The sequence below is a fragment of the Streptacidiphilus sp. BW17 genome, from assembly GCF_041262485.1.
Classification (GTDB): Bacteria; Actinomycetota; Actinomycetes; order Streptomycetales; family Streptomycetaceae; genus Streptacidiphilus.
The window spans coordinates 63,352-83,662 of record NZ_JBGCCR010000029.1 but is presented as its reverse complement, the minus strand read 5'-3'; the positions used below and the strand labels follow the sequence as shown (position 1 = coordinate 83,662).

General features: G+C 71.2%; 16 protein-coding genes. 4 read left to right on the top strand and 12 right to left on the bottom strand.

The features are described from left to right. The first annotated feature begins 18 nt into the window (after positions 1 to 18). Entirely contained in the window at positions 19 to 1,509 is a 1,491-nt protein-coding gene (locus tag ABH940_RS28360; RefSeq protein ID WP_370071476.1) for an MFS transporter, read from the top strand. 60 nt (positions 1,510 to 1,569) lie between these two features. Next, a complete protein-coding gene (gene dapA / locus ABH940_RS28355) occupies positions 1,570 to 2,478 on the top strand; it encodes a 4-hydroxy-tetrahydrodipicolinate synthase (protein WP_370071475.1) in 909 nt (302 codons plus the stop codon). On the opposite strand, the gene ABH940_RS28350 is transcribed toward dapA, so the two are convergent. From ABH940_RS28350 to ABH940_RS28335, 4 genes are read right to left on the bottom strand one after another with little or no spacing between them, the layout of a single operon-like run. Further along, complete coding sequence (locus ABH940_RS28350) at positions 2,457 to 2,753, bottom strand: YciI family protein (protein WP_370071474.1); 297 nt, start codon at positions 2,751 to 2,753, stop codon at positions 2,457 to 2,459. The genes dapA and ABH940_RS28350 overlap by 22 nt on opposite strands. Positions 2,754 to 2,803: 50 nt before the next feature. Next, complete coding sequence (locus ABH940_RS28345; protein ID WP_370071473.1) at positions 2,804 to 3,436, bottom strand: histidine phosphatase family protein; 633 nt, start codon at positions 3,434 to 3,436, stop codon at positions 2,804 to 2,806. Between the two features lie 43 nt (positions 3,437 to 3,479). Further along, positions 3,480 to 4,160 carry a hypothetical protein gene (locus ABH940_RS28340; RefSeq protein ID WP_370106560.1) on the bottom strand — a complete coding sequence of 227 codons (681 nt, stop codon included), beginning with the start codon at positions 4,158 to 4,160 and terminating at the stop codon, positions 3,480 to 3,482. Beyond that, positions 4,147 to 4,920, bottom strand: a complete 774-nt coding sequence (locus tag ABH940_RS28335; protein ID WP_370071471.1) for a hypothetical protein — start codon at positions 4,918 to 4,920, stop codon at positions 4,147 to 4,149. Before ABH940_RS28335 ends, ABH940_RS28340 begins: the two co-directional genes overlap by 14 nt. A 280-nt stretch (positions 4,921 to 5,200) precedes the next feature. On the opposite strand from ABH940_RS28335, the gene ABH940_RS28330 reads away from it, so the two are divergent. Continuing rightward, entirely contained in the window at positions 5,201 to 6,184 is a 984-nt protein-coding gene (locus ABH940_RS28330; RefSeq protein WP_370106559.1) for a DMT family transporter, read from the top strand. A 70-nt stretch (positions 6,185 to 6,254) separates the two neighbouring features. Here the strand turns inward: ABH940_RS28330 and ABH940_RS28325 are convergent, their stop codons facing one another. Further along, positions 6,255 to 9,191, bottom strand: a complete 2,937-nt coding sequence (locus ABH940_RS28325) for a vitamin B12-dependent ribonucleotide reductase (protein WP_370071469.1) — start codon at positions 9,189 to 9,191, stop codon at positions 6,255 to 6,257. A gap of 138 nt (positions 9,192 to 9,329) precedes the next feature. Beyond that, complete coding sequence (gene nrdR / locus ABH940_RS28320; protein ID WP_370071468.1) at positions 9,330 to 9,794, bottom strand: transcriptional regulator NrdR; 465 nt, start codon at positions 9,792 to 9,794, stop codon at positions 9,330 to 9,332. Between the two features lie 698 nt (positions 9,795 to 10,492). Here nrdR and lexA point away from each other — a divergent pair. Then, on the top strand, positions 10,493 to 11,188 hold the full coding sequence (lexA, locus tag ABH940_RS28315; RefSeq protein WP_370071467.1) for a transcriptional repressor LexA: 696 nt from the start codon (positions 10,493 to 10,495) through the stop codon (positions 11,186 to 11,188). Positions 11,189 to 11,290: 102 nt separating this feature from the next. Here the strand turns inward: lexA and ABH940_RS28310 are convergent, their stop codons facing one another. From ABH940_RS28310 to ABH940_RS28285, 6 genes are all read right to left on the bottom strand, one after another. After that, positions 11,291 to 13,414, bottom strand: coding sequence for an ATP-dependent DNA helicase (locus ABH940_RS28310; RefSeq protein WP_370071466.1), 2,124 nt, complete (start codon positions 13,412 to 13,414; stop codon positions 11,291 to 11,293). A gap of 12 nt (positions 13,415 to 13,426) precedes the next feature. Next, complete coding sequence (locus ABH940_RS28305; RefSeq protein WP_370106558.1) at positions 13,427 to 14,263, bottom strand: carbon-nitrogen hydrolase family protein; 837 nt, start codon at positions 14,261 to 14,263, stop codon at positions 13,427 to 13,429. A 132-nt stretch (positions 14,264 to 14,395) separates the two neighbouring features. Continuing rightward, positions 14,396 to 15,991 carry a lysine N(6)-hydroxylase/L-ornithine N(5)-oxygenase family protein gene (locus ABH940_RS28300; RefSeq protein ID WP_370071464.1) on the bottom strand — a complete coding sequence of 532 codons (1,596 nt, stop codon included), beginning with the start codon at positions 15,989 to 15,991 and terminating at the stop codon, positions 14,396 to 14,398. 29 nt (positions 15,992 to 16,020) lie between these two features. Next, positions 16,021 to 16,704: a GNAT family N-acetyltransferase gene (locus ABH940_RS28295; RefSeq protein WP_370071463.1), complete on the bottom strand. Its 684-nt coding sequence runs from the start codon at positions 16,702 to 16,704 to the stop codon at positions 16,021 to 16,023. Next, entirely contained in the window at positions 16,701 to 18,641 is a 1,941-nt protein-coding gene (locus ABH940_RS28290) for an IucA/IucC family siderophore biosynthesis protein (protein WP_370071462.1), read from the bottom strand. The genes ABH940_RS28295 and ABH940_RS28290 overlap by 4 nt, the downstream gene beginning before the upstream one ends. After that, entirely contained in the window at positions 18,638 to 20,140 is a 1,503-nt protein-coding gene (locus tag ABH940_RS28285) for an aspartate aminotransferase family protein (protein WP_370071461.1), read from the bottom strand. Before ABH940_RS28285 ends, ABH940_RS28290 begins: the two co-directional genes overlap by 4 nt. Between the last annotated feature and the right edge of the window lie 171 nt (positions 20,141 to 20,311).

The following is a 20,311-nucleotide window of genomic DNA, read 5'->3' as shown; positions in this document are numbered from 1 at the left end:
CCATCCCAGGGGGAAGCCGTGGCACTTCCAAAAACCGTTACCCGCAGCGCGCCCGCGCAGGCGCGACGCGGTCAGCATTCGGGGATCTCGCTGGCCGTGATCGCCACCACGCAGCTGATGGTCGTGCTGGACATCACCATCGTGAACATCGCGCTGCCCCACATCTCCACCGCCCTGAGATTCAGCCCGACCAGCCTGTCCTGGGTGCTCAACGCCTATACCCTCACCTTCGGCGGCCTGCTCCTGCTGGGCGGCCGGATCGGCGACATCCTCGGCCGAAGGCCCACGCTGATCGCGGGAGTGCTGCTGTTCAGCTTCGCGTCGCTGCTCGGCGGTCTCTCCACGAGCGCCGGGATGCTGCTGGCCGCCAGGTCCTTGCAGGGCATCGGCGGAGCCGTCGCCTCGCCGACCGCCTTCGCGCTGATCGCCACCAACTTCAAGGAGGGCCCGGATCGCAACCGGGCCTTCGGCGTCTACTCGGCCGTGGCGGGCGCGGGCGGTGCGATCGGGTTGCTGCTCGGCGGCATCCTGACCTCCTGGCTCTCCTGGCGGTGGGTGCTCTTCGTCAACGTGCCGATCGGCCTGGCGCTCGCCTTGCTGGCACCGCTCTACATCAACGACTCCGAGAGGCACCCGGGCCGCTTCGACCTGCCGGGCGCGCTCAGCGCGACGATCGGCATGGTCAGCCTGGTCTACGGCTTCATCCGGGCCGCGCAGAGCGGCTGGACCGACACCTGGACGCTGACCGCGTTCGCAGTCGCGGTGGTGCTGCTGACCGCGTTCCTGGCGATCGAGTCCCACACCGAACAGCCGATCACGCCGCTGCGGATGTTCCGCAACCGCAACCGGTGGGGCTCGTACGTGATCATGCTGTGCCTGGCCGCGGCGATGTTCGGGATCTTCTTCTTCATGACCCAGTTCATCCAGGACATCCTGGGGTTCAGCCCGATCCGGGCCGGGCTCGGCTTCCTGCCGATGAGCGTGGCCATCATCGTGGCGGCGCAGGTCTCGGCGAGGTTCCAGACCCGGGTCGGAGCACGGCCGTTCCTGCTGCTGGGCACGGTGATGATCACGGGCGGGGCCTACTGGATCACCCGGCTCGACGTGCACAGCACCTACGCAGCAGGTGTGTTGGGGCCGACCGTGGTGTTCGGCCTCGGCATGGGCTGCATCTTCGTCCCGGTGATGCTGACGGCGGTGTCGGGTGTCGCCCCGCACGAGACGGGAGCCGCGACGGGCCTGCTCAACACCATGCAGCAGGTGGGCGGTTCGCTTGGTCTGGCGATCCTGGTGACGGTCTTCGCCACGGCCTCGCGCGACGAGACCAAGGCGCAGTTGCCGCACCCGAACAGCAACGAGGTCTTCGTCCACGGCATGACGAGCGCGTTCGAGGCGGCGATCGCCTTCACGGTGCTGGCCCTGGCGATGGCGGTCTTCGTGGTCCGGCCCGCGCGGGCTTCGCGGGGCCCGGCGACGCCCGTCGCGGAAGGGACTGTTCAGCACGACTGAACGGTTGGGCGTAGCAGATGTTGCTGGTGCTTCACCGCGAGCCCGGGTCAAGCTGGCCTCATGCACTCCGACATGCCTGCCACCGGCGCTCCCTCCCCCTTCGGCCGCGTGCTGGCCGCGATGGTCACGCCGTTCCGGCCCGACGGCGCCCTGGACCTGACCGGAGCACAGGAGCTCGCCGCCCACCTGGTGGCCGAGGGCTGCGACGGTCTGGTCCTCAGCGGCACGACCGGCGAAGCCCCGACGACCACCGACGCCGAGAAGGAGCAGCTGGTCCGGGCCGTTGTCGAGGCGGTGGGCGGCAAGGCCACCGTGGTCGCGGGCGTCGGCACCTACGACACCGCCCACTCGCAGGAGCTCGCCCGGTCCGCCGAACGAGCGGGCGCGGACGGGGTGCTGGCGGTCACGCCGTACTACAGCCGCCCGCAGCAGGAGGGCGTGCGGCGGCATCTGCGCGCCGTCGCCGATGCCGTGACGCTCCCCGTCATGCTCTACGACATCCCGCACCGCACCGGGACGCGGCTCGCCCCGGAAACCCTGAGCGCCCTGGCCGGACATCCGCGGATCGTCGCGGTCAAGGACGTCAGCTACGACCTCGCAGGCGCGGCCAGGACCATGGCCGAGACCGGACTCCAGTACTACTGCGGCGCGGACGAGCTCAACCTGCCACTCGCCGCGATCGGAGCCGTCGGCGTCGTCAGCACGGTGGCGAACGTCGCGCCGCGCGAGATCCGCGCCGTCCTGGACGCCTACGCGCGGGGCGAGAACGCCGAGGCCGCGCGCCTGCACCAGGGGCTGCTGTCACTGGTACAGGCGATGATGGACGAGGCGCCGGGCACGGTCACCGCCAAGGCACTGCTCCGCGCCGCCGGACGACCGGCCGGCCCGGTCCGGTCACCGCTGGTGGACGCGGAACCGGAGCTGGTCGAGCGCCTGGTGAAGGTGCGTCAGGAGGCCTGCTCGCGGTAGCCGGCCAGCACCTCGGCGGTCTTCGTGGCGGTGAACTCGACCACGTCGTAGGCGGCCACGCCCGCCTTTGCGAAGGGGTCCTCCGCGAGCAGTGCGTCCAGCGCCGCGCGGTCCAGCCCGCCGACCAGCAGGATGCCGCCGGTGCGCGGGACCTTGGCACCCGAGGCGAGCAGCGCGCCCTTCGCGTACTGCTGGTCCAGCCAGGTCCGGTGGTCCTCCAGGTGGGCGTCCACCTGCTCCATGGGAACGGTGTAGGACAGGGTCACGACGAACACGCTTACTCCTCCGCACAGCGACAGGACGGCATCCGTTCGGGCGCGCCGGATCAGGCCCAGCGGTCGAACGGACGGTCAAGCGTATATCGCCCGTCCGGACCGAGGAGCAGGGTCCTCATCTCGCCGTTGTCGGGATTGGAGAGCGCCTCGAACTCCTCCACGGTCCAGTGGAACCAGCGCATGCAGAAGAGCCGCATCATCAGCCCGTGCCCGATCAGCAGCACATTGGGCGGATAGTCGGGACTCAGGAAATTGCGGTGCAGCGTTTCGAAGAACGCGCCGACCCGGTCGTAGACGTCGGCGCCGGACTCCCCCTGGGTCAGCCGGTAGTAGAAATGGCCGTAGGCGTCGCGGGCCTTGCGCTGCTCGCGGATGTCGTCGAGGTCCTGGAGGTTGCCCCAGTCCTGCTCGCGCAGTCGGGGCTCCTCCATCACCCGGATCCGGGCGGGCTCCAGTCCCAGCAGGTCCAGGGTCTGCCGGGTGCGGGTGTAGGGCGAGACGTAGACCTGCACCCGCTCGACGCCGAACATCTCCCGCAGTTCGGCGCCGGCCTCCCGCGCCTGTTCCCGTCCGCGTTCGGTCAGTTTCAGGGCGTGGTCGGGGACGCGCTCGTAGATCGACTCATCGATATTTCCTTCCGACTCCCCATGTCGGAGCAGGACGATTCGTCGAGGTCGCGCCATACCGGCCACAGTAACCCAGCGGCCCGGACGGGGCCCGGGCGTCTCAGCGCGGAGCGCTGTACCAGCGCCACTCGGTCAGCCGTTCCCGTCCGGGCAGCTCACCGCGGCCGGTGGCCCAGAGCAGGGTCGCCCAGGGATCGGTGTCCGCCGGCGCGTCCGGGAAGAGCCGGTGCAGCACCCGAGCGCAGATGTCGGCCGGGGCAGCCCAGTCCAGTGCGAGCCCGGCTGCCAGGTCCGCGCCGTGGGCGAACAGCTCGACCAGGCCCATGGACGCAGAGCCCTCGGGATCGGCCGTCCCCATGCCGTGGAAGGCCCGCGCCTCGGGCGCGGCCGTCCGCACCATGGCCACGTGCAGCGCCCCGCAGGACTCCAACACCTGGACGAGCCCCTCCGTCCCGCACTCACGCTCGCTGAAGATCACGCTCGCGGGCTTGCCCGGTCCCAACCGGCGCCAGGCGAACGGCACGAACGTCTCAGCGGGCGGTGACTGCGGACCGAGCTGCGCGGCATAGGAGAACAGGCAGTCGGCGAGATGCTCGGCCGTCTCCCAGCAGTCCAGGTCCAGCTTCCCGGCCGGCCGGCTCCAATCCGCGGCGAGCCCGGCGGGCTGCCGCAGCAGCGCGACCACGAGCCGGACTCCCTCGGCGAGGTCGTCGGCGGTGACCGGTCCGACGACGGCACCCGGCGCGGACGATGCGGGCACTGAGCGATCAGGCATGGTCATGGGCGGCGGCCGCCTTCGTCACGTCGTTGAGCAGCGGACCGAGCTTGTCGGTCAAGGTCTGGAAGTCCACGGCCCGGCCATCCGACCATTGGGCGAGCCCGACCACCAACAGCTTTTCGGTCCCGGCGAAGGCCTGCACCAGACCGCTGTCGGTCGGCAGCGCGCGCAACCCCGAGCCGGACGGCGGCGTCACGAACCCGACCTCGTGGTCGGTCGGGTCGGCGCCGAGCGAGACCATCAGGTGCGCGACGTCGGTGGGGTCCTTCATGCCGAACACGACGATCGTGTACTCGTTGTCCGCCGCGTCCCGGTAGAGGGCCTCGATCACACCGCGGCAGCCCTTGCTCTGGTCGATCATCGTGGTCAGGTTCGGTCCGACCATGCCGTTGCCCGTGCAGTTCGGCACGCCCGACTGCTCGACCCTGGTGAACCCGTCGAGCTGCGCGGGGAACGCCTGATCGGCGGTGACCATCGGACTGCTCGCAGATTTCGTCGCCGTCGGGCCGGCCGAAGCAGCCGCGCTCGGTCGGGGCGGGGTGCTGCTCCGTCTCCCGGGCCCGACCTCGTAGCCGATCCCGGCGACGGCCACCGCGACGCACAGGGCCGCGATCGCAGCCCAGATCCGACGCCGCGACGGCTTGGCCGGAGCGACGGCCAACCGCTCGGCGGCACTCGGCTCGTGTATCGCCCCGCCCTTTTCGATCTCCCGGACGAACTCGTCCCAGAGCTCGTCCCCACTCCCTTGGTGATCTCCGGTCACCCGCGAACCCTAGTGAGGGGCGCCGACCGCGTGCAATAAAGATGATCTAGTCAGCGGGCCTTCACGGATCGGCCACCCGTCGCGTCCGAACGACCGCTAGCATCGAGCACGTGAACTCCTTCTGGCACGTCGCGCTGCCACCGCTCCGCGCCTGACCGGGCGCAGACGCTGACCGCTTGCCCGTGACCCCGGCCGCCCCGAAGGGCCGCCAGGGGCACGTGTCGTGCGCCCGTTGTGCAGTCAGTCCCCACGACGGAATCGACGACGGAAGTTCACCACCGTGCCGAACCACACCTCTGCCACGTCCTCTTCTTCAGCCTCCACGGTCACTCCATCACCGGCCCCGACGGCGTCGGCGCGCAGCGGCTTCGCCCGACGGCTGAGCGGGCCGGTCCCGATCCTGGTCACGGCGCTGCTCTGGGGCACCACGGGGACGGCGAGTTCGCTCGCGCCGCGAGGCGCCTCACCGGCCGCGATCGGTTCGGCCGCGCTGACGCTCGGCGGTCTGCTGCTCTTCCTCTCCAGCCGCGCGGCGCGGGTCCTGCCACGGACCTGCACGCCTCGTGAGCGACGACTGCTGGCCGTTGGCTCGGTCGCCGTCGCCGGATACCCACTCAGCTTCTATCCGGCCGTGTCGCGCACGGGAGTTGCGGTGGCCACGGTGATCGCCCTGGGCAGCGCACCCGTCTTCGCGGGGCTGCTGGCCTGGCTGTCCCGGCAGGCCCGGCCGACCGCACGCTGGGCATGGGCCACCGTGATCTCCGTGCTCGGCTGCGCGTTGCTGGTCCTCGGCCCCCAACTCACCGGCGGCGGCGCCGCAGTGAACCTGCTCGGCGTGCTGCTCGCCGCCGTCTCCGGGTTCTCCTACGCGGCCTACTCGCTGATCAGCGGCAACCTGATCGGTCGAGGGCACGCCTCGGACGGCGTCATGGGCGCGATGTTCGGCGGAGCGGCACTGCTGGTGCTGCCGGTCCTGCTGCTCAGCAACGAGCGGTGGCTGCTCGATCCGCGCGGCCTCGGGGTCGTCCTGCACCTCGGCGTGGTCACGACGTTCCTCGCCTACCGGCTCTTCGGCCTCGGCCTGCGGCGCACTTCCGCGCAGGTCGCGACGACCCTGACGCTGGCCGAGCCTGCGGTCGCCGCCGTCCTGGGCGTCGCCGCGCTCGGCGAACGGCTGCCCGTCGCCTCGTGGTGCGGACTCGCCGTGCTGGCCGCCGCGTTGGCCTTCCTCACCGTCCCGGTCCGGCGGCGGCAAGGCTCCTAGCCAGGGAAAGCCCGGAGGGGGTGCCGACCGAGGTCGACACCCCCTCCGGGGTCCTACTCACTGATCAGAATCAGCTGCAGCCGCTGGTCGAGCCGCAGCCCTCGCAGACGTAGCAGCTGCCCGCGCGGCGCATCTTGGTGCCGCAGGAGAAGCAGAGCGGGGCGTCGGAGTTGATGCCCTGCTGGATCTCCAGCAGCTCGGCCGTGTTGTGCGCGGACGCAGCCGGCACAGCCACCGGAGCCGTCGCGGCGGGCGTCGAGGTCTCGATCACGACCGGGGCGGCCGGAGCTGCCGAGGCGGCCGGAGCGACGTGGGAGCGCGGCGCGGACTGGGCCAGGCCCTCGACGTCGACATCCTCGTCGGTCGGCTCGTAGGAACCGGTCTCCAGGTGGCGCTGACGCTCCTCGACGGAGTGGATGCCGAGCGCGGAGCGGGTCTCGAACGGCAGGAAGTCCAGCGCCAGGCGGCGGAAGATGTAGTCGACGATCGACTGCGCCATCCGCACGTCCGGGTCGTCGGTCAGACCGGCCGGCTCGAAGCGCATGTTGGTGAACTTCGAGACGTAGGTCTCCAGCGGCACGCCGTACTGGAGGCCGACCGAGACGGCGATGGAGAAGGCGTCCATCATGCCCGCGAGGGTCGAACCCTGCTTGGACATCTTCAGGAAGACCTCGCCCAGACCGTCGTCCGGGTAGGAGTTGGCGGTCATGTAGCCCTCGGCGCCGCCCACCGTGAAGGAGGTGGTGATGCCGGGACGGCCCTTCGGGAGGCGCTTGCGGATCGGGCGGTACTCGACGACCTTCTCGGTCGCGGCGACAGCCGGGGCAGCAGCCTCGGCCGTGACGGCGGCGACCTCGGACTTGGTGTCCTTGGTCTTCGCCGACAGCGGCTGGCCCACCTTGCAGTTGTCGCGGTAGATCGCCAGGGCCTTGACGCCGAGCTTCCAGGCCTCGAAGTAGATCTCCTCGACCTCCTCGACCGACGCGCTCTCCGGCATGTTGACGGTCTTGGAGATGGCGCCGGAGATCCACGGCTGGATCGCGGACATCATCCGGACGTGGCCCATCGGGGAGATGGAGCGCTCACCCATGGCGCAGTCGAAGACCTCGTAGTGGGCCGGCTTGAGACCGGGCGCGTCCACCACGTTGCCGTGCTCGGCGATGTAGGCGACGACCGCCTCGACCTGCTCGTCCTGGTAGCCGAGACGCTTGAGCGCGCGCGGCACGGTGCCGTTGACGATCTGCATCGAGCCGCCGCCGACCAGCTTCTTGAACTTGACCAGGGCCAGGTCGGGCTCGACGCCGGTGGTGTCGCAGTCCATCATCAGGCCGATGGTGCCGGTCGGGGCCAGCACGGACGCCTGCGCGTTGCGGAATCCGTTTCGCGCGCCGATCCGGACGACGTCCTGCCAGGCCTCGGTGGCCGCGGCCCAGACCGGGGTGTCCAGCTCGTCCATGCGCGTGGCGACGTCGTTGGCGTCGGCGTGCTGGCGCATGACCCGCTGGTGCGGCTCGGCGTTGCGGGCGTAGCCGTCATACGGGCCGACGATGCCGGCCAGCTCGGCGGAGCGCTTGTACGCGGTACCGGTCATCAGCGAGCTGATGGCGCCGGCGAGCGCGCGGCCGCCCTCGGAGTCGTAGGCGTGACCGGTGGCCATCAGCAGCGCGCCGAGGTTGGCGTAGCCGATGCCCAACTGGCGGAAGGCGCGGGTGGTCTCGCCGATCTTCTCGGTCGGGAAGTCGGCGAAGCAGATGGAGATGTCCATCGCGGTGATGACCAGCTCGACGACCTTGGCGAAGGTCACCGCGTCGAAGCTGTCGTCGTCACGCAGGAACTTCATCAGGTTCAGCGAGGCGAGGTTGCAGCTGGAGTTGTCCAGGTGCATGTACTCCGAGCAGGGGTTGGACGCGTTGATGCGGCCGGACTCGGGGCAGGTGTGCCAGTGGTTGATGATCGAGTCGTACTGGATGCCCGGGTCGGCGCAGGCCCACGCGGCCTCGGCCATCTTGCGGAACAGGCCCTTGGCGTCGACGGTCTCGATGACCTCGCCGTTCAGGCGGGACCGCAGGCCGAACTGCCCGCCCTGCTCCACGGCGGTCATGAACTCGTCGGAGACGCGGACCGAGTTGTTGGCGTTCTGGTACTGCACCGACGTGATGTCGTCGCCGCCCAGATCCATGTCGAAGCCCGCGTCACGCAGGGCGCGGATCTTCTCCTCCTCCTTCACCTTGGTCTCGATGAAGGCCTCGACGTCCGGGTGGTCCACGTCGAGCACGACCATCTTGGCCGCGCGACGGGTGGCGCCACCGGACTTGATCGTGCCGGCGGACGCGTCCGCGCCGCGCATGAAGGAGACCGGGCCGGAGGCGTTGCCGCCGGAGGAGAGCAGTTCCTTGGAGGAGCGGATCCGGGAGAGGTTGAGGCCGGCGCCGGAGCCGCCCTTGAAGATCATGCCCTCTTCCTTGTACCAGTCGAGGATCGACTCCATGGAGTCGTCGACGGCCAGGATGAAGCAGGCGCTCACCTGCTGGGGCTGGGAGGTGCCGACGTTGAACCAGACCGGCGAGTTGAACGAGAAGACCTGGTGGAGGAGGGCGTAGGTCAGCTCGTGCTCGAACACCTCGGCGTCGACGGTGGACGAGAAGTAACCGTTCTTCTCACCGGCGGCGCGGTAGGTCTTCACCACGCGGTCGATGATCTGCTTGAGGCTCCACTCGCGCTGCGGCGTGCCGAGCGCACCGCGGAAGTACTTGCTGGTGACGATGTTGACCGCGTTGACCGACCAGAAGTCGGGGAACTCGACGCCGCGCTGCTCGAAGTTGATCGAGCCGTCACGCCAGTTGGTCATGACGACGTCACGACGCTCCCAGGTGACCTCGTCATAGGGATGGACGCCCGGGGTGGTGTAGATGCGCTCGATACGCAGCCCCGCGCCCGCCTTGGCGCCGGCCTTACCCTTGGCCGTGCCGCCCTTGCCGGTACGGGAGCCGCTGGTCGTATCAGTCATTGCCGCCTCCTCCTGGGCAAACGCCCTGAGCGCCCCGCTGCTTCCCGGGGTCGCCTACTGGTTCATATGTGGTGCTGAACGTGCTGCTGAAAGTCGTGCTGAAGGTGCGCGCGCACGCCTCGAAAGGTGCCGGGGGTCTCAGGGCGTGGGCGCGGGGGGCCGGTCGGCGCGGAGTTCCGCGATCGCGGCTTCGAAGTCCTCAAGAGAGTCGTAGGCCCGGTACACCGAGGCGAAGCGCAGGTAGGCCACGACGTCCAGCTCCCTGAGCGGGCCCAGTATGGCCAGGCCGACGTCATGGGCGGACAGCTCGGCGCTCCCGGTGGAGCGCACGGCCTCCTCGACGCGCTGGCCGAGCAGCGCGAGGGCGTCCTCGGTGACCGGTCGGCCCTGGCAGGCCTTCCGCACTCCGGAGATCACCTTGTCGCGGCTGAAGGGCTCGGTGACCCCGCTGCGCTTCACCACCATCAAGGCGGCGGTCTCCACCGTGGTGAACCGGCGGTTGCACGCGGGGCACTGGCGCCTGCGGCGGATCGAGCTGCCGTCGTCGGTGGTGCGGGAGTCCACCACTCGGCTGTCCGCGTGTCGACAGAAGGGGCAGTACATGTCCCGCTCCCCTCCCGTTTTGTCGTGTCTGCGCGTCGCTCTTGCTCCGAGGCAGCCGTCAGTCTAGGCGATCCGCAGGGGTGGGTGAGACCACGGGCCTGTTGCCGGGACCACAACTTGTGGGCTGCGAGCACCAATGTAACCACTAGATCTGGTGCGTGGCGCGCCTATCCGGGACCGCGTGTCGTGTCCTTCGGATCACGCTTCGCGATCGGCGCAGGTCAGTCGGGAGAGGCTCGGCGCGGGGCTCACCCGAACGGCTGCGGACACCCGCCGAGGCGTCCAATGGGGCGTCCGGCGGGGCGTCCGACGCGCCGTCGGAAAGCCGTCCGGGTGGGCGCTTTCGGCCACATTGCAGGCGCATGGACAGTGATCCGTGAGAGGATTCCACTCGAACAAGCGATCGCATGGACGGGTTGAAATACACCCGGAACCTTGATCGAGTCAGGGTTTCCGGGAATAATTCACTCGAACGTGTGTTTGGCGCAACCTTTCGATAGGACCTACCGTTGGCCTATTCAAGGGAGAACGTCCGCAGGTAGCAGAGAGGGGCCGCCGTGACCATCGCCGAGAGCAGCACCGTCCCGGTGCAGGAACGCTCCCAGTTCGCCAGTCAGGAAGATTCGCGAAAGCTTGCTTCCGGGCTCGTTCCGGACCAGGCCGGCGCCCCTTCCGTAACGCAGTCAACGGGGCACTCCTTGGATATTCCAGAAGGTAGCCCGGTCCGCTCGCTCGCCGGCCGACCGCCCGGTGTGCGCACCGACGAGGCCGGTCTGACCGAACGCCAACGCCGGGTCATCGAGGTCATCAGGGATTCCGTGCAGCGCCGGGGCTATCCGCCGAGCATGCGCGAGATCGGTCAGGCCGTCGGCCTCTCCAGCACCTCCTCGGTCGCTCACCAGTTGATGGCCCTGGAGCGCAAGGGCTTCCTCCGCCGCGACCCGCACCGGCCGCGCGCCTACGAGGTCCGCGGCATGGAGGTGGCGCGTCCCGCGCCCGAGTCCAACAGCGGTCGCCCGGCCACGTCCTACGTCCCGCTGGTCGGCCGGATCGCCGCCGGTGGGCCCATCCTGGCCGAGCAGTCGGTCGAGGACGTCTTCCCGCTGCCGCGTCAACTCGTCGGCGACGGCGAGCTCTTCGTGCTGAAGGTCAGCGGCGACTCGATGATCGACGCCGCGATCTGCGACGGCGACTGGGTCACCGTCCGCCGTCAGCCCGTCGCCGAGAACGGCGACATCGTCGCCGCGATGATCGACGGCGAGGCCACGGTGAAGCGCCTCAAGCGCGAGGACGGCCACATCTGGCTGATGCCGCACAACTCGGCGTACGAGCCCATTCCGGGTGACAGCGCCACCATTCTCGGCAAGGTCGTCGCGGTGCTCCGCCGCCTCTGACCCCACCTCGCAAGAACACCACGTCAGGGTGTCAGGAGCCTTCCGCTCCTGACACCCTGACGTTTTTTCAGCGACCTGTGTCCAGATCACTGGTGGGCAAATTCAGCGTTTCCGCACCGGTGCCGCGGACGCGTTGATGGCGACCAGCGAACGGCGCACCTGATTGCGGTCGGTGGTGTACCAGAAGTCCGGCATCGAGGAGCGGAAGAATCCGCCGTAACGGGCCGTCGCCAGACGCGAGTCCAGCACCGCGACCACGCCGCGGTCCTCCGCCGAGCGCACCAGACGACCGGAGCCCTGGGCCATCAGCAGCGCCGCATGCGTCGCCGCTACGGCCATGAAGCCGTTGCCGCCGTGCTCCTCCACGGCCTTCTGACGGGCGCTCATCAGCGGGTCGTCGGGGCGCGGGAACGGGATGCGGTCCATCACCACCAGTTGGCACGCCGAACCGGGCACGTCCACGCCCTGCCAGAGCGAGAGCGTGCCGAAGAGGCAGGTCTCGGCGTCCGCGGCGAAGTTCTTGATCAACTCGCCCAGCGTGTCCTCGCCCTGGAGCAGGATCTGCCCCGGCACCCGCTCCCGCAGCGCCTCGGCCGCGGCCTGCGCGGCACGCATCGACGAGAACAGACCCAGCGTCCGCCCACCGGCCGCCTGGATCAGCTCGGCCAGCTCGTCCAGCATCTCCGGACGCTCCGGATCCCGGCCGGGCGGCGGCAGATGGCGAGCGACGTAGAGGATGCCCTGCTTCGGGTAGTCGAACGGCGAGCCCACGTCCAGACCACGCCAGACCGGCGCAGCGTCGGACGCGTCGAGCGTCTCGCCCACATCGTCCCGGCCCGTGCTGGAGAGCCCCAACGAGGCTGCCACGCCGGTGAAGTCACCACCCAGCTTGAGCGTGGCCGAGGTGAGCACGACCGAGCGCTCGGTGTAGAGGTTCTCCCGCAGCAGCCCGGAGACGCTGAGCGGCGCCACTCGCAGGGACGCCGGGGCGGCCAGGAAGCGGTCGTTGCGGTCGATCCAGATGACGTCGTAGACGCTGCCTTCGAGCAGGCGGTCGGTGGTGTCGTGGATGTTCTCCAGCGAGGCCATCGCCTGCTTGCGCACCGCGTCCTCGTCGGTGAGCCCCTTGTCCCGGATCTCGCCGAGGGAGGTGATCACCTCGCGGCATGCCTCGCGGATCGCGGCGACGGCGTAGTGGAGGTTCTCCGGGAGCTCCTCGACCCGGCCGCCGTCGACGAGCTCCATCAGGCCGTGGTAGTTCTCGGCGGCGGCCTGGAGCTTGTCCACGGCCTTCTCGTTGGCCAGCTTGGCCGCCCGCTTGACCGCGCGGTGCACGGCCGTGGTGGTGAGCTCGGCGGTGGCGATGCCGGTGACCCGGGAGACCAGCTCGTGCGCCTCGTCGACGATCAGCAGGCCGTGCTCGGGCAGGACGGGCGCGCCCTCCAGCGAGTCGATGGCCAGCAGGGCGTGGTTGGTGACCACCACGTCGGCGAGCTTGGCGCGTTCACGCGCCTTCTCGGCGAAGCACTCGCCGCCGTAGGGGCACTTGGTGGCGCCCAGGCACTCCCTTGAGCTGACCGACAGCTGCGCCCACGCCTTGTCGGAGACGCCGGGCGAGAGGTCGTCACGGTCGCCCGTCTCGGTCTCGTCGGCCCAGTCGCGCAGCCGCATGATGTCCTGGCCCAGCTTGCTGCTGGGACCGCCCAGGGCCTCGGCCGGGTCGAAGAGGCCGTCCTCGTCGTCGCTGGGCGCGCCCTCGTGGGCACGGTGCAGGCAGAGGTAGTTGGAGCGGCCCTTGAGCATGGCGAAGAGCGGGCGGCGGCGCAGCAGCGGGTGCAACGCGTCCACGGTGCGCGGCAGGTCGCGCTCGACCAGCTGACGCTGGAGCGCCAGGGTGGCCGTGGCGACGACGACCTTGTCCCCGTGGCCCAGAGCGGGGACCAGGTAGGCAAGTGACTTGCCCGTGCCCGTGCCGGCCTGGACGAGCAGCTGCTCACTGTTCTCGACCGCGGCGGCGACGGCCTCCGCCATCGCCACCTGGCCCTCGCGCTCGACGCCGCCGACGGCCGCCACGGCGGCGTGCAGCAGCTCGCGCACGCGCGAGGGCCCGCCCCCGGGTGAGCCCGACCCTGCGGGGTCGGGCGATGCGGGTTCGGCCGTTGCGGGGTCGGCCGTTGGGGAGTCGCTGGAGTCGGCCGCGTCGGGCTCGAGGGTGTCGTCACTCATGGCGCACCAAGCCTAGAGGGCACCACTGACAATCCTCGGCCGGACGGGCGCGGTCAGCGACGGATCCACCAGCACGGGTTCCTCCTCGCGCGCCGCACGGACCGCGGCCGGGTCCAGGACCGCGACGGCGAGCCCGGGGTCGGCCTCGCCCGCGTCGTCCAGCAGTTCGCCGAGGGGACCCCAGATCGCGCTGTGGCCGCCGCCGGCATAAGGACCGCTGGGCGCGCTGTGGTTGGAGAGGGCGACATAGACGGTGTTGTCCAGCGCCCGGGCCGGGAGCAGGAAGCCGTTCGACTTCGCGAGGAACCCGGCGCTGAACATCGAGCCGTTGAGGTAGACGTGACAACCGTCCAGGGCGGCGGCACGGGCGTGCTCCGGAAAGGACGAGTCCCAGCAGACGCTGAGACCGAGCCGCCAGCCGTCCAGCACCAGCGTGCAGCCGGACGCGCCCGGGGCGAAGCCCGCGGCCCGCTCGCCCGCAGTCGCGTGCTGCTTGTCATAGGTGGCTGCTAGCTTGCCGTCACGGTCGAAAGCGAGCGCGGAGATGTGCAGCGCGCCCTCGTCGGTACGGGTGGGTGCGCCGACGACGAGAGCGGTGCGGTGGGTGGCGCAGGCCTCCCGCAGGGGGTCGAGACGCGGGTCGTCTGCCCCGGTGGTGTGACGCGCCGGATCGGCGGCGATGCCCGGCAGTTCGTATCCGGTGAGAAAGAGCTCGGGCAGGAGCAGCAGGTCAGCGCCGCGATCGGCGGCGCGGCGGACCAGGTCGGCGGCGGTCACCGCGTTGGCGGCCAGGTCCAGCGGCACGCAGGCGGCCTGGCCTGCGGCGAGGGTGAGGGGTGCGTCCGGCATTTCCGGCGCTCCGGGTGATTCCGGCGCTTCCGGCGTCGTGTGGAGGTCGTCCATGGCCGGGAGCGTAGCGGTCCGAACAGGGGGTGTGAGGGGTGAACCGGGGTTTCGGGACTTGCAGGGCTCTCAGGACTTTCAGGTTCGCGCGGGGAGGGGATGGTGCCCTTCGGTCTCGTGGTGGCGGTGCTCGGCCGGCAACTCCCTCGCGTCGGGGTCCGGTGCTGTGTCCACGACGCCGGTCAGGTCATCGGCGCTGCTCGGGCGGCCGAAGCTGGACCACGCGGTGCGCTCCGGCAGGCGGTGGACGGGGTGTCCCAACCGGTCGGCGCAGACGGCGTTGAGGATGACGGCGGCCCGGTGCGCGCCGAGGCCGAGATCGGGCGTACCGACGCCGTGGGTGTGCAGTTCGGCGTTCTGCACGTACAGGCCCGCGGTGACGTCCGGTCGCAGCTCCACGCGGTAGTCCAGGCCGACGCGATAGCGGTTCTGTTCGTCCCAGTCGATCAGGTCGAGCAGCGGGTCGAGCAGTGCGGGCCGTCGGGCCGCGTAGCCGGTCGCCAGTACTGCCACGTCCGTGCGCAGGGTGTAGTCCGCCCCGCTCTGAGCGTGGGCACAGCGCAGTTCCAGGCCGCCGCAGGGGTCGCGCCGGGCCGAGCGGATCTCGGTGCCGGGCACGATCTCCACGTCCGCGGCGACGCCGCCGGTCGTGCGGTCGTAGAGCGCCTCGTGGACGGCGGCCAGGGTCTCGGCGCTCGCGGCCTTGTACAGCTGCCACTGACTTGGCACGAGGGAGTCGCGGACGGTCCCGGGCAGGCCGTGGAAATAGCGGGTGTAGTCGGGCGTGAAGTGCTCCAGGCCGAGCTTGGAGTACTCCATCGGGGCCAGGGCGGCGCTGCGGGTGATCCAGCGCAGATGTGGTCCGGCACTGCCGCCGCGCCGCCGGAGCAGGTCGAGGAAGACCTCGGCCCCGGACTGGCCGGAGCCGACGACGGTGATGTCGGAGAAACGCGGCTGCCCGACACTGCCGGAGCTGCCGGCGTCTCCGGAGCTGCCGGAGTTGTCAGTGGCGTCCGCTAGCGTTCCCGGTGAGTGAGGCGAGACGAGGTAGTCCTCGGAGTGGAGGACGGGGCCGCCTTCGTCCAGGAGGGCGGCGAACGCTGTCGGCACCACCGGTTCGGTGCCGACGCCGAGCACGAGATTGCGGGCCAGCAGCAGGGGTTGGCCCGGGATCTCGACGTGGAAGAGCTTGCGGTGCCCGTCCCAGCGGACGCCCTCGACGGGGCTGTCGAAGCGGCAGTTGGGCAGCGAGGACGCCGCCCAGCGGCAGTAGTCCTGGTATTCACGCCGGGTCAGGTGCCACTGCTCGGAGAAGTAGAACGGGAAGAGTCGCTGCTGCTCGCGCAGATAGGCGAGGAATGACCACGGGCTGGTCGGGTCCACCAGCGAGACCAGATCGGCCAGGAACGGCACCTGCATCCGGGCGCCGTCGATCAGCAGGCCGGGGTGCCAGCTGAACTCCGGTTTGGCGTCGAGGAAGAGGCACCGCAGGCCGTCCACGCCGTCGGCGAGTGCGGCCAGGGAGAGATTGAACGGACCGAGGCCCACCCCGACGAGGTCGTAGGGCAGATCGAGGTGGTGGACGGTGCGGTCGTGGGCGCGGGGCGGCACGCCCAGGTGCGGCGCGCGGAAGTCGGACGCACGGTCCGACGTCGTCGAGGGTTCCAAGGACACGGTGCTTTCCGGTGTAGGAGCGAGGAGGGTCAGCCCCGCTCGTAGAGCATCAGGGCGGCGTGCTTCTCCGGGAGGATGAGCTCCGAGTCGTAGCGGAACCCGGCCCGGAGGAAGGCACGGATGGAGGGAAGGTTGCGGACGTCCGGTTCGGCCACCACACGGCGCGCTGCCTGGCGCTCACGCAGGGCCCGGCGCGTCAGGGCGCCGATCAGCGTCCCGCCCAGACCCCGGCCGCGGGCCTTTGCCGGCCCGATCAGGACGTGGAGTCCGGTGTCGTGCGGACGCGCCGGGTAGTGCCGGGCCAGGGGGTCGAGGTCGGCCCGGTACACCTCCCAGTAGCTCATCGGCGTGCCGTCGAGCAGGCCGAGGCAGGGGACGCTGCGGCCGTCGCCGTCGAGTTGGGCGCGGACATGGTGCTCGGTCATCCCGGCCGGGCCGCACAGCTCCCAGAAGGCGGAGACGACGGGGTCGTTCATCCACTCGACCAACAGGTCCAGATCACGCGGCAGCCGCACGGGCTGCAGCCGGAACTCGCCGAAGACGGTGTACATGGTCCCCCAGCGGGCGACGCCGTCCAGCAGGTCGGCGGGGCGTGCCGCGCTGCGGGGGCGCGAGGGCACCGGCCGGGACTGCGCGGGCACGTCGGAGCGCCCACCTCCCGGCGCGAGCGTGGCCCGTCCCTGCGGGCCGTCCGGGAGGTGACGGCGGCTCACGCCTCGACCCCCGCCATCGCGACGGCGAGCGGCGAGCGCTCCGGTGGCGTTGCGCCACCCCCCTGCGATGCGGCAGCAAGGGGATTGGCGAAGTCGACGTACACCGACTGCGTCTCCACCGGTCCGACCAGCTCGTCCATACCGTGCAGCCGGGTGAGCAGGTTGGCCTTGCAGCGCAGCGTCCCGGCGTCGAGGAGCCGCTCCGGCAGGGAGGAGCCGGTCGCCCGGCCAGGACCGGCCAGAAAGCGCCGGAGGGCGGCCAGCAGCAGCCGCTCGTCGGCGAGTTGCTGCGAGCCGAACGCACCGACCAGACCCAGGAGGTGGTTGATCCCCAGGTAGTACGCGAAGCGCTCGTCGGCCACCTGGTCCGGCACGAAGGTGTCGCTGGCGCGGCCGATGCCCGGGAGGCGGGCCTCCAGGGCAGCGGCGTGGGAGTCGCGGAAGTAGTAGCCCTGGTTGTCACGGTACCGGCCGCCGACCGGCCAGCCCTCCTCGTCCAGCAGGACCAGGCTGTTCTGCTGGTGCGCCTCCAGGGCGATCCCGGCCCGGCCGTCGAGCCAGAGCAACGGCAGCGCCACAGCGTCGAGGTAGCGCAGGAACCACTCGGCGGCGACGGTCGCGGCGGACCGGCCGCTGCGCGCGGCCAGCCGGTGGACGACCTCGGCCAGGTGGGACGCGTCGCCGCCCGTCCAGGGGCGCTCCGCGACAAGACCGGCAAGGCAGTGCATCCGGTCACGCGCGCCGAAGGGGTTCTGCCGCAGCACGGTGTCGAAACCACTTGCCCCTCCGGGCAGGTCGACGCCGATCCAGGCCGGGTCGCGGACGATGTCGAAGCCGGGGTGCTCGGCCCGCCACTCCGCGCACAGACCGGACTCCAACAGCCGGTGCACCTCGGCCCCGCGCAGCAGTTCCTTACGGAGGTTCTCCCGGCAGGAGTTGGTGATCCGCAGCCCGAGCGAGAGCTTGAGCATCCAGGGCGTGCCCGGCTGGTAGACCGTGCGGACCGAGGAGGTGGGGTGCCACAGGCCACCGGCCGCACCCAGGTCGTGAACGCGTCCGGCGTCGATCAGCGCACGGACCGCAGGTCGGTTCGTCAGTTCCCGTGCCTGCCAGGGGTGCACGGGCAGCAGCACGGTCCCGTCAGGGTGCTGCGGCGCGTCGGCGCCGCGCAGCCCGGACATGATCCGGCCGATGCCGTCCACGCCGAACCGCGCGTCGCCGCAGCCCGACGGCGCGGTGCCCTCGGCGGCGGCCACCAACTCCCGTGCCACGGCGAACCAGTGCAGCCGCAGTGCGCCGCGTAGCTCCGGCGCGTACGCGACGCCCTCCGCGTCGCCCACGCCCTCGCGGCTCTTCGGCGTCGGGTGGAACGGGTGCCCCAACAGCAGCGCCTGCTCGGAGCGGAGGAACGGCGTCGCCGCCGTCCCGGGCTCCGCAGCGGCCCGGCGCGCTGCCACGAACCCGGCGACACGGCGGACCGAGTCCGCCACCCGCCCGGCCAGATCGGCTACCTGGACCGCCGCATCCGCCGCGGACGCGGCGCCCCCACTGCCGCCGACGTCCGCGTCCGCGTCCGCAGCGGCGGTCCGGGCGAGCAGGGCCGCGACGGTGACCGCGTCCGCCGGTCGCCCCGCAGGTCGCCCCGCCGCCTCGCCCGAGGCGGGACGCAGCTGGACCGGACCGAACCGGTGCCAGCCGGACGCGGAGCGGTAGCGGACCGGAGCATCCAGCACCAGGCCGTCGACCAGGGCGAGTTCGAGCACCTCGGGAGCGGCGGGCACGGCCACGCCGGTCTCCCGGGCCCAGCAGCGCAGCAGGTTCTCGACGGCTGCGGCGTCGGCGACGACGGCCGGGGCCGGATGCAGCAGCGGATCCTCCGTCTGCGCAGGAGAACTGGCAGGTGAGACGGCTTGCTGCTGCGCGGGGACGGTGGTCACGCGGGGTTCTCCTGGGAGTGACGGGGATCAGCATCGGGCCGGGCTCGCTCCGTCGACGCCCCCGCCGCGACGACATGAGCGATCAGGCGGTCCAGATCCGCCTCGGTGGTGTGCGGGTTCAACAGGGTGAGTTTGAGCAGAACCTTCGGGGCGGCAGAGCCGCCCGGCCCGAGCAGTTCGGTGCGCCCGACGACCGCCCGGCCCTCGGCCAACAGACGACGTCGCAACTCCGCGTTGACGGCGTCCACGTCGTCCGCGTCGAGCTCGCGCTCGGGCAGGTAGCGGAAGAGCACGGTGGTCAGCCTCGGCTCCGCGAGCAGTTCCAGCCGCGGGTGCGCGGCGATGGTGGCGGAGGCGTGGCGGGCCAGCGCATGGCAGCGGTCGACCAGTGCGCCGAGCCCGGAGCGTCCCAGCGTCCGCAGGGTGACGGCCACTTTGAACGCGTCGGGCCGACGGGTCGTCCGCAGCGAACGGCCTAGCAGGGACGTGTACCCGGCCTCCTCGTCGTCGGCCGGGTTGAGGTAGGCGACGCGCTGCTCCAGCGGCGTCAGCAGGTCGGAACGACGGGCAAGCAGCACCCCCGCCGCCACCGGCTGCCAGCCCAACTTGTGCAGGTCGAGCCCGACGGTGTCGGCCAGTGCCAACCCGTCCAGCAGCGGCGCAAGCCTCCGCGAGAAGAGCGCGCCACCCCCGTAGGCGGCGTCGACGTGCAGCGGCACGCCGTGACGGCCCGTTACCGCGGCCACCGCGCGCAGCGGGTCGATCGCCCCGCGGTCGGTCGTCCCGGCGGTGGCGACGACACAGCACGGCACCTGGCCTGCGGTGCGCGCATCGGCGAGCGCCCAGTCCAGCAGCCGGGGATCGAGCGATCCGTCGTCGGCGGTCTCCACCGGGACCACCGCCTGGGCTCCGAGCCCCAGCACCGAGGCGGCCCGGGCGACGGAGAAGTGCGCGGCGGCGGAGCAGAGGACGCGCAGCCGGGAGGCCGCCTCCGCCGGGATCCCCGCGCCGTCGGCAACGCCGAACTCCCGTGCCAGGACGTGGTCCCGGGCGAGCAGCAGCGCCATCAGGTTGGACTCGGTACCGCCGGTGGTGAAGACGCCCGTGGCTCCGCCGGGCTCCCCCGCGTGCTCGAAGCCGACCAGCTCCGCGAGGGCGCCGAGCACCGCGGTCTCGATCTCAGTCCCGCCGGGAGCCTGGTCCCAGGAGTCGAGGGAAGGATTCAGCGCGGCCACGGCCAGGTCGGCCACGGCGGCGAGGGCGAGCGGCGGAACGTGCAGGTGGGCGGCGCAGGCCGGGTCGGCGGGGTCGGCCGCCGTGGCGGCGAGGGCGCGGGTCAGCAGGGCGAGCGCGTCCGGGTCTCCCTCGTCCGGAAGCAGCGAACCGGAGGCGAGGAGCTCGCGCAACGATGCGGCCACCCCTTCCGGCCCCCCGCCGGGCAGCGGGCCGCCGCGCGCGACGGCGCCCTCGCGCAGCGCGCCGAGCGCCACGGCCAGCATCGGCGCCAGCGCCTCCGGCCCGGCGACGCCACCGGCGAGAGCGGTGACGGAAGTTCCGGGTCCAGGCCCGGACGCGGGACCGGGTCCAGGCCCGGACGCGGGACCGGGTCCAGGCCCGGACGCGGGACCGGGTCCAGGCCCGGACGCGGGACCGGCAGAGTCCGATCCGGC

Excerpts from the sequence above, each read along its gene's own strand:
- dapA (WP_370071475.1), top strand. The coding sequence starts at position 1,570 with ATGCACTCCGACATGCCTGCCACCGGCGCTCCCTCCCCCTTCGGCCGC.
- ABH940_RS28345 (WP_370071473.1), bottom strand. The coding sequence starts at position 3,436 with ATGGCGCGACCTCGACGAATCGTCCTGCTCCGACATGGGGAGTCGGAA.
- ABH940_RS28340 (WP_370106560.1), bottom strand. The coding sequence starts at position 4,160 with ATGACCATGCCTGATCGCTCAGTGCCCGCATCGTCCGCGCCGGGTGCC.
- ABH940_RS28325 (WP_370071469.1), bottom strand. The coding sequence starts at position 9,191 with ATGACTGATACGACCAGCGGCTCCCGTACCGGCAAGGGCGGCACGGCC.
- nrdR (WP_370071468.1), bottom strand. The coding sequence starts at position 9,794 with ATGTACTGCCCCTTCTGTCGACACGCGGACAGCCGAGTGGTGGACTCC.
- ABH940_RS28310 (WP_370071466.1), bottom strand. The coding sequence starts at position 13,414 with ATGAGTGACGACACCCTCGAGCCCGACGCGGCCGACTCCAGCGACTCC.
- ABH940_RS28305 (WP_370106558.1), bottom strand. The coding sequence starts at position 14,263 with ATGCCGGACGCACCCCTCACCCTCGCCGCAGGCCAGGCCGCCTGCGTG.
- ABH940_RS28285 (WP_370071461.1), bottom strand. The coding sequence starts at position 20,140 with ATGCTGGCCGTGGCGCTCGGCGCGCTGCGCGAGGGCGCCGTCGCGCGC.